Consider the following 7,946-nt stretch of genomic DNA (forward strand, 5'->3'; position numbering starts at 1 on the left):
CGCGCTCACGGCACCCACCCCCCCCAGCCCCCGGGGGCAGCCCACGCTCGCGCTCGGCACGCCCCCACGGCTCGCGGCGATGCTGCGGTCGGCGGACGAGGGTGAGGACCGCGCGCTGGCGTGTGACCTCGCCGCGCTGGTCGAAGCGCGCGATCCGCTGCGCATGGGCGGGGATGCGCTTGCCGCGCGCTGGCGTGCGCTGGCGGCATTCCGCAACGGCCGCGCGCCCCAGGACGCGAACCGTTCGGGCCTGGCCGCGATCGACGCCGCCGCGAAGCAGTGGCGACGCCGCGTCCGCGAGGCCACCGCGCCGCCGGCCTCGGTGGAGGCGCACCGCCTGGGCGACGTGCTGATGCATGCCTTCCCGGACCGCATCGGCTTCCAGCATCCGCAGGACGCGCGTCGCTACCTGCTGGCGAATGGACGCAGCGCGCGGCTGTTCGACGACGGCGCCCTGGTCGGTGAGCCGTGGATCGTCGTCAGTGAGCTGCGCCACGAAGCACGCGACGCGCTGGTGCAGCGCGCGGCACCCGTGGACGAACGGTGCCTGCGGCGCGACTTCGCCGACCGCTTCGTCACCGAGGACACCGTGCGCTGGGATGCGTCGCGCCGTGCGCTGTCGGCGCAGCGCGAATCGCGCTTCGACCAGATCGTGTTCGACGCGCGACCCGCCGGGCGCGTCGATCCTGCGCTTGCTGCGGCGGCGCTGACCGACGCGGTGCGCGACCTGGGCCTGGACGCCTTGCCGTGGCCCGAATCGCTGCGGCAATGGCGCGAACGCGTGCGCTGCCTGCGCGACTGGATGCCGGACCTCGGCCTGCCGGACCTATCCGACGACGCGCTGATGGCGACGCTCGATGACTGGCTGCAGCCCGCCTTCGCCGGCAAGACCCGCCTGGACGCACTGGGCGAAGACGACCTGGCGAACGCGCTGAAGTCCGGCCTCGACTGGTCACTGCGCCAGCGCATCGATGTGCTCGTGCCGACGCGGATCACCGTGCCCTCGGGCATGGAGCGCCGCATCGAATACGCGCACGGCCAGCCGCCGGTGCTGGCGGTGAAGCTGCAGGAGCTGTTCGGCCTCGCCGATACGCCGCGCGTGGCCGATGGTCGCGTACCGGTGCTACTGCACCTGCTGTCACCGGGCGGCAAGCCGCTGCAGGTGACCTCCGACCTGCGCAACTTCTGGAACTCGACCTATGCCGAGGTGAAGAAGGAGATGAAGGGGCGGTATCCCAAGCATCCGTGGCCAGACGATCCCTGGAGTGCCCAGGCCACCCATCGGGCGAAGCCGCGCGGTACGTAACGCGTCGTTATCGCCTGCCGCGGCGGCGGCGCACGTATTGCGGTGGCGGTGGATTCCACTCGGCGCGGCCCGACGATCCCTGGAGCGCCCAGGCCACCCATCGGGCGAAGCCACGCGGTACGTAGCGTGCGCCATGCGCACGACCGCATGAGGCTCGCCTCATCGCACACGGCCTCGCGAGTTCGCTATGCGGTCGCGTGCTCGACGCGCATCACGTTCAGCCGGCGGCCAGCGCGGGGCGGCGGAACTAACACCACGTAAACATCCAGCGCCGGACACTGGCGTCCTCCCCACCCCTTTCAGGGAAGACTCCATGAGCAAGCTGACCACCATCACCGATCGCGCACTCGAGCTGGCCAGCCAGGCCGGAACCAGCCTCAAGCATGCGGTTCCCAGCGCCGACAAGCTGCTGCAGACCGGCGCCGCGCTGGGCGTGGCGAAGACCGGCGGAAAGTTGGCGGTGAACTGCTCCCGCCGCAACCCGGCGGTCGCCGTGGCCACCGGCATCGGCGGGGGCCTGCTGGCGCTGGTCGCCTACCGCAAGCGCAAGCAGGACCCGGCCACCGGCCCGATCGAAGGCAAGTCGCGCCGCGTGGAAGCGCGCAAAGTCAATGGCACCAGCCGCACGTCCACCGCGCGCAAGACCGGCACGCCGCGCAAGCCGCGCAGCACGACGCGTTCTGCCGAAAGCTGATGTCGGCGGGCGCCCGCGTCAGAGCGGGCGCCATTCGCCGGGCGCCAGGTCGCCCAGGCGGGCATCGCCCATCGCCAGGCGTACAAGCCGCAACGTAGGCCGGCCCACGGCGGCCGTCATGCGCCGGACCTGGCGGTTGCGGCCTTCGGTGATTGTCATCGACAACCACGCATCCGGCACCGTCTTGCGGAAACGGACCGGCGGATCGCGTGGCCACAGCACCGGCGCCGGATCCAGCGTTTCCACCTGCGCCGGACGCGTGGGTCCATCGTTCAGCACCACGCCACGGCGCAGCGCGTCGAGCTGCTCGTCCGTGGGTGTGCCTTCCACCTGCACCCAGTAGGTCTTGGGCTGCTTGTGGCGCGGATCGGTCAGCCGGTTCGCCAGCGCACCGTCGTCGGTGAGCAGCAACAGGCCTTCGCTGTCGTAGTCCAGCCGTCCCGCCGCATAGACGCGCGGCGGCAGGCCGAACCCGGCCAGCGTCCGCCGCGGTGGATCGCTGCGGTCGGTGAACTGGCACAGGACGTTGAACGGCTTGTTGAAGGCGATCAGCACACGGAGTTTTCCGGAGAGACGACAGCGCGCATTGCAACGTCATCGGCGCGCCGCGTCCAGCGCGCGATCGCCCTCATGCTTCCTGTCGCGCTTCCGGATCCGGGTCGGCCGTGGTCGCCGTCCTGGATCGTCCACCCGCCATCGCCTCGAACACGCCATCCTGGCGCACCCAGGCGTGATGCAGCGCGGCGGCCATGTGCAGCAGGATCAGCGCGAACAGCGCATAGCCCATCCATCCGTGCGCCTGCCGCAGCAGGCTGTACAGCGCCGGGTCGGGCGACAGGATCGGCGGCAGCGCGAACGACGAGGTCATGCGCACGGGATACCCGCCCGCCGACAGCATCGCCCAGCCCAGCAGCGGCAGCGCCAGCATGGCGGCGTCCAGCGCCACATGCGATGCCTTGGCGGCGAGCGCCTGCGCGCGCGGCAGCGAGGCGGGCAGCGGCGGCGGCGGATGACGCCAGCGGTACAGCAGGCGGATCACGGCCAGCAGCAGCAACGCGATGCCCAGCGGCCGGGGCAGGGCGATCAGCACCGGACGCAGCCACAGCGACGCCACCATGCCCACGCCGACGAACAGCATCGCGAGGATCAGCACCGCCATGCCCCAGTGCAGCACGCGTGCGAAAAGGTCGAAATGGTCGCCGCGATTCATCGTGTCGCCTCCGTGCCGTGGGTGGGCGCGGGCCTGGCGATATCGCCACGTGCGGTTTCGCGCTCGCGCCGGTTGAACGAGATGCTGTAGGCGGCTGCGCGCGCGGCCAGGATGGGATCGTCGGACAGCGCCACGCCATCGGGTACCACGGTGGGGTCGTAGTTGACGTCCCGGCAGGCGCCGGTCGCCTGCGGTTCGCTGCGCTCCAGCACCAGCGTACCGGCCACATGCGTCGGGCGCGACGCCGGCCAGGGCTGCGAAGGATCGTCGACCGGATCGCCGGCCGCTGCTTCGGTGACCACCAGGTCCCAGCGCAGCGGGCCCTGCGCCAGCCGCTGCGCCAGTTCGCGCTGGAGATAGTCCGCCTCGGCGTCCTGGCGCGTGGTGGCGGCCAGCGGTTCGAACGCGGCCTGCGGCTGCATCGACCAGCGCACGAAGCGCGATCGCCCCTGTGCATCGATGAAGCGGAAGGCATTCACGCCGTTGTATTCGGTATTCGCCCAGCTGCTCGACCATGGCGCGGATTTGGCCCAGGCCTGGAAGCGGGCGGCTTCCGGATACCGTTCGAGGAACGCGGCCATCTTCGCCGGATCGGGCCTGCCGGTGGCCGGGTCGGGTCGCGAAGCCAGCAGCTGCGCGTGGAAGCCCGCCGGCGTGGCGACGGCGAAGAACGGAAAACTGTTCATCGCCATCCGCCACTCCTGCCCGTCATCGGTCCGCAGCGACAACACCAGGCTGCGCACGCGCGCCTGTGCTTCGGCACCGAAGGGATCGCCGCCACCGATCGACAGGCGACCCTGCACCGGCGTGCGTGGCTGCCGGAACACCCGTGCACGCGACAGCGTGGCCGCCTCTGCGCTCGGCTCGAAGTAGCCGGCCACGCAGACGCCCCGGCTGTGCGCGCGCCGGAAGCCGGGGAAGGGCTTGCCGTTCTCGATGTCGTCCACCAGGCGCGGTGCGGTGAGTCGTGCGGCCGGCCCGATCCATCCCGCCACCCAGGCGAAAGCCAACGACAGGCCGAGCACCAGGCCGGCGATGGCGGCCCAGGGACCCCAGGGGCGGGATGGCGGCGAGGGCGGTGATGGATCGTCTGGGAGGGGCGGCATGAGGGGCTCCTGTTCGTGGAATGTCGGTGGGACGCGTGGGTGCCGGATTTATTCCCGCGCCGGGCGTGTGCATCCGGATGCATACGCGGACGGGAATAATCCGGATATTGGTGCGTCCTACCCTCATTCCCGCCCTGACCGGCCCATGCCCGCCCGACCGCCTCCCCTGGACGACGAGACCCTGCACGCGCTGATCCCGCGGCTGCGCCGGTTCGCGCGCTCGCTGGCATCCGACGCCGCGGCCGCCGACGATCTGGTCCAGGCCACGCTGGAGCGCGCGCTGACGCGCGGCGCCGACATGCGCGACCCGTCGGCGCTGCAGGCCTGGCTGTTCTCGGTGCTGTACCGCATCTTCGTCGACGAGCACCGGCGTGCGGCACGCTGGAAGCGCATCGCACGGTTGTTCTCCGCCGAGGACGACACCACGTCACCCACGCCCGAGCAGGTGTTCGACGCACGCAGTTCACTGGCCGGCTTCGCCCGCCTGGCGCCCGAGCAGCGCGCGCTGCTGATGCTGGTGAGCGTGGAAGGGCTGGCCTACCGCGAGGCCGCCGACGCGCTGGGCATCCCGGTGGGCACGGTGATGTCGAGATTGTCGCGCGCGCGCCAGGCACTGCGCGCGATGCAGGAGGAAACGCCGCCCACGTCCACCCTGAAGGCCTTGCGATGACCATCAAGACCCTGCACGAAGCACCCACGGACGACGAACTGCACGCCTACGTCGACGGCCGGCTCGATCCCGCGCGCCGTGCGGTCGTCGCCGCCTGGCTGGAGGCGCATCCGGAGCGCGCGGCCCAGGTGGAAGGCTGGAAGCGCGATGCCGAACGCCTGCGCGCGCTGGCCGCGAATCCCGAACGCTGGCCCGCGAATGCATCGCTAACGCCCGCACAGGTCAGGCGCGGCCTGCAGGCGCGGCGCCGCCGGCGCGTGGGCATCGCCGCCTCATGGGTGTTTGCGTTCGTCATCGGCGGTGGCGCGGGCTGGCAGATGCGCGAGCTACGCCCGTCGCCTTCGAACCTGCCCATGGCGGATGCGGTGGCTGCGTACCGCCAGTTCGCCGAGGCCGATGCGCCGCCGATGGAATTCGATACGGCCGCGCCGATGATCTGCAGCGCTGGTTGCTGCGTCACTTCGGCGAGGCCGGGCGTGTACCCGATCTCAGCCAGGCCGGTTACCGGCTGATGGGCGGTCGCCTGCTGTCGACCGAACAGGGCGCCGCCGCGATGCTGGTCTACCAGGATGGATCGGGCGCGCGGGTCGGCTTCTATCTGCGGCCGCGTGGCCGGCGGGCCGGCGATGGACACCGCCGCGATGGCGACCTGCTGGCGCAGTCCTGGTCCCGCCGCGACACCAGTTTCGCGCTGGTCAGCGATGCCGCCGATGCCGCCGCGCGCGCATTGCCGCGCCTGCTGGAGAACGGCTGACCGTCGGTGCGGCCCCGGGCGGGCCGCACCGGGCGCGACTCAACGCGGTTTCAAGAACCGCAGCGTCATGCGGTCGCTCTCGCCGATGGCCTGGTACTTCGCGCGGTCGGCTTCCGGGTGGTTGTTGGACGGCGGCAGGGTCCACACGCCGTTCGGGTGGTCCTTGGTGTCCTTCGGGTTGGCGTTGACCTCGCTCTTCGCGTCGAGGCGGAAGCCGGCGGCTTCGGCCAGCGCGATCACCTGCGCCTCGCTGACATAGCCGGTGTCGTCGTCGGCCGCCACGTCCTGGTTCGCCCGGTGCTCCACCACGCCCAGCACGCCGCCCGGCTTCAGCACGGCGAAGAAGCCCTTGAACATGCCCTCGGCCTGGTTGGCGCTGCGCCAGTTGTGCACGTTGCGGAAAGTCAGCACCACGTCGGCGGAGCCTGCGGTGCCGAACACCGGCGCGGCCGGGTCGTACTTCACCACGGCGGTCTTGTCGAACTGCGCCGGACCGTCGGCGAACTTCTTCTGCAGCCCGTCCAGGCTGCGCTGATAGTAGTTGCGGCTCTTCTCGGACGCCTTCGCCGGGTCCACGACGGCGGCGACGTAGTGGCCCTTCGCCTTCAGGTAGGGCGCCAGCACCTCGGAATACCAGCCGCCCCCGGGCGTGATCTCCACGACGGTCTGCGTGGGCGTCACGCCGAAGAACGACAGGGTTTCCCGCGGATGGCGGTACACGTCGCGAGTCACGTTCTTCGGGTCGCGCCACGCGCCCTTCAGCGCCGCATCCAGTGCGGCCGCGTCGGCGGCAGGCAGCGCCTGTGCGGCGTCCGCGGGCTTGGCCGGCGATGCGGCGAACGACGCTTGCGATGCGGCCAGTGCGGCCACCAGCGCCAGGGACAGCGGAACAATGCGGATCGTCATGTGTCAGCCCTCCAGAAAGGTGCGCGGAGCCTAGCACGCGCTCCGTTCACCGGGCATCGCGGCCGTCGCAGCATGGGCACGCTTCACCGCACGCGGGCGCGGCATCGCTAGACTGCCTGTCCTGGCTGCCCCGGAGATCGCTCATGACCGCCCACGACGCCACACAGAACACCCGCATCGTGCTGGCCGCGCGTCCGCGCGGCGAGCCGACCGCCGACGACTTCCGTGTGGAACACGTGCCGCTGCCCGTGCCCGGCGAGGGCCAGGTGCTGCTGCGCAACCGCTACCTCTCGCTGGACCCGTACATGCGCGGCCGCATGAATGCCGGCCGTTCCTACGCCAAGCCGGTCGAGATCGGCGAGGTGATGGACGGCGGCACCGTGTCGGAAGTGATCGATTCGCGCCATCCCGACTTCCGCGCCGGCGACATGGTGCTGGCGCACGGCGGTTGGCAGACGCATGCCGTCGCCGATGGCCGCTTGCTGAAGCGCAGGCTGGATGCGCGTGCCGCGCCGCTGACCACCGCACTGGGCGTGTACGGCATGCCCGGGTTCACCGCCTATGTGGGCCTGCACGAGATCGGCAAACCGCAACCGGGCGAAACCGTTGTGGTCGCCGCGGCCAGCGGCCCGGTCGGCGCGACGGTGGGACAGATCGCGAAACTGCAGGGCGCCCGGGCCGTCGGCATCGCCGGCGGCGAGGCCAAGCGTGCCTACCTGCACGACGCACTCGGTTTCGACGTGGCGCTGGACCACCGTGCGCCGGACTTCGCCGACCAACTGCGTGCCGCCTGTCCCGACGGCATCGACGTGTACTTCGAGAACGTCGGCGGCGCGGTCTTCGACGCGGTCGTGCCGCTGCTCAACGACTTCGCCCGCATCCCGGTGTGTGGCCTAGTGGCGCACTACAACGACACCACGCTGCCGCCCGGCCCCGACCGCATGCCGTGGCTGATGAGCCAGATCCTGACCCGCCACCTGACCGTGCGCGGCTTCATCCAGCACGACTTCATCGCACTGTATCCGCAGTTCCTGCGCGAGATGGGCGGATGGCTCGCCGACGGGAAGATCCGCTACCGCGAGGACATCGTGGAAGGCCTAGAGAACGCCCCGCGCGCGCTGATCGGCCTGCTGCGCGGGGAGAACTTCGGCAAGGTGGTGGTGAAGCTCTAGATGTGATCTCTCGGTAGGTTGTTCATCCGGGGCATCTCTGGAAGATGGGGGTTGCGAAGCCAACCCAGCCCCCAGGAGCCCCGGATGAACCTGCATAAACATGCCCGTTTGAGCCCGCGCGGTCGAGC

Annotated in this window: 8 protein-coding genes and 1 pseudogene; 5 read left to right on the forward strand and 4 right to left on the reverse strand. The window is 70.8% G+C overall.

Annotated features, from left to right (window positions below; all coding sequences use genetic code 11):
* The coding region (locus CSC76_RS18295) for an ATP-dependent helicase C-terminal domain-containing protein (RefSeq protein WP_274382109.1) at positions 1-1,306 on the forward strand (1,306 nt) is incomplete at its 5' end.
* Positions 1,307-1,619: 313 nt separating this feature from the next.
* Positions 1,620-2,000: a hypothetical protein gene (locus CSC76_RS18300; protein ID WP_162111391.1), complete on the forward strand. Its 381-nt coding sequence runs from the start codon at positions 1,620-1,622 to the stop codon at positions 1,998-2,000.
* 18 nt (positions 2,001-2,018) lie between these two features.
* Here CSC76_RS18300 and CSC76_RS18305 read toward each other — a convergent pair whose 3' ends face one another.
* The 3 genes from CSC76_RS18305 to CSC76_RS18315 form a co-directional block, all read right to left on the reverse strand.
* A complete protein-coding gene (locus CSC76_RS18305; RefSeq protein WP_162111392.1) occupies positions 2,019-2,555 on the reverse strand; it encodes a pseudouridine synthase in 537 nt (178 codons plus the stop codon).
* Between the two features lie 73 nt (positions 2,556-2,628).
* A complete protein-coding gene (locus CSC76_RS18310) occupies positions 2,629-3,210 on the reverse strand; it encodes a cytochrome b (protein WP_162111393.1) in 582 nt (193 codons plus the stop codon).
* A complete protein-coding gene (locus CSC76_RS18315) occupies positions 3,207-4,316 on the reverse strand; it encodes a catalase family peroxidase (RefSeq protein WP_162111394.1) in 1,110 nt (369 codons plus the stop codon). The genes CSC76_RS18310 and CSC76_RS18315 overlap by 4 nt, the downstream gene beginning before the upstream one ends.
* A 145-nt stretch (positions 4,317-4,461) precedes the next feature.
* On the opposite strand from CSC76_RS18315, the gene CSC76_RS18320 reads away from it, so the two are divergent.
* Both CSC76_RS18320 and CSC76_RS19355 read left to right on the forward strand, forming a co-directional pair.
* Entirely contained in the window at positions 4,462-4,986 is a 525-nt protein-coding gene (locus CSC76_RS18320) for a sigma-70 family RNA polymerase sigma factor (RefSeq protein WP_162111395.1), read from the forward strand.
* Positions 4,983-5,740: pseudogene (locus CSC76_RS19355) on the forward strand (anti-sigma factor family protein). Before CSC76_RS18320 ends, CSC76_RS19355 begins: the two are co-directional and overlap by 4 nt.
* A gap of 39 nt (positions 5,741-5,779) precedes the next feature.
* On the opposite strand, the gene CSC76_RS18330 reads toward CSC76_RS19355, so the two are convergent.
* On the reverse strand, positions 5,780-6,646 hold the full coding sequence (locus tag CSC76_RS18330; protein ID WP_162111396.1) for a class I SAM-dependent methyltransferase: 867 nt from the start codon (positions 6,644-6,646) through the stop codon (positions 5,780-5,782).
* 143 nt (positions 6,647-6,789) lie between these two features.
* Between CSC76_RS18330 and CSC76_RS18335 the strand changes: the two genes are divergently transcribed.
* Positions 6,790-7,818, forward strand: coding sequence for an NADP-dependent oxidoreductase (locus CSC76_RS18335; protein ID WP_162111397.1), 1,029 nt, complete (start codon positions 6,790-6,792; stop codon positions 7,816-7,818).
* Positions 7,819-7,946 lie beyond the last annotated feature (128 nt).

Source organism: Pseudoxanthomonas mexicana (genome assembly GCF_010093385.1).
In the GTDB taxonomy this organism is placed as follows: Bacteria; Pseudomonadota; Gammaproteobacteria; order Xanthomonadales; family Xanthomonadaceae; genus Pseudoxanthomonas_A; species Pseudoxanthomonas_A mexicana.

Coding starts and splice junctions, on each gene's coding strand:
- CSC76_RS18330 (WP_162111396.1), bottom strand. CDS start 6,646: ATGACGATCCGCATTGTTCCGCTGTCCCTGGCGCTGGTGGCCGCACTG.
- CSC76_RS18310 (WP_162111393.1), bottom strand. CDS start 3,210: ATGAATCGCGGCGACCATTTCGACCTTTTCGCACGCGTGCTGCACTGG.
- CSC76_RS18335 (WP_162111397.1), top strand. CDS start 6,790: ATGACCGCCCACGACGCCACACAGAACACCCGCATCGTGCTGGCCGCG.
- CSC76_RS18315 (WP_162111394.1), bottom strand. CDS start 4,316: ATGCCGCCCCTCCCAGACGATCCATCACCGCCCTCGCCGCCATCCCGC.
- CSC76_RS18300 (WP_162111391.1), top strand. CDS start 1,620: ATGAGCAAGCTGACCACCATCACCGATCGCGCACTCGAGCTGGCCAGC.
- CSC76_RS18320 (WP_162111395.1), top strand. CDS start 4,462: ATGCCCGCCCGACCGCCTCCCCTGGACGACGAGACCCTGCACGCGCTG.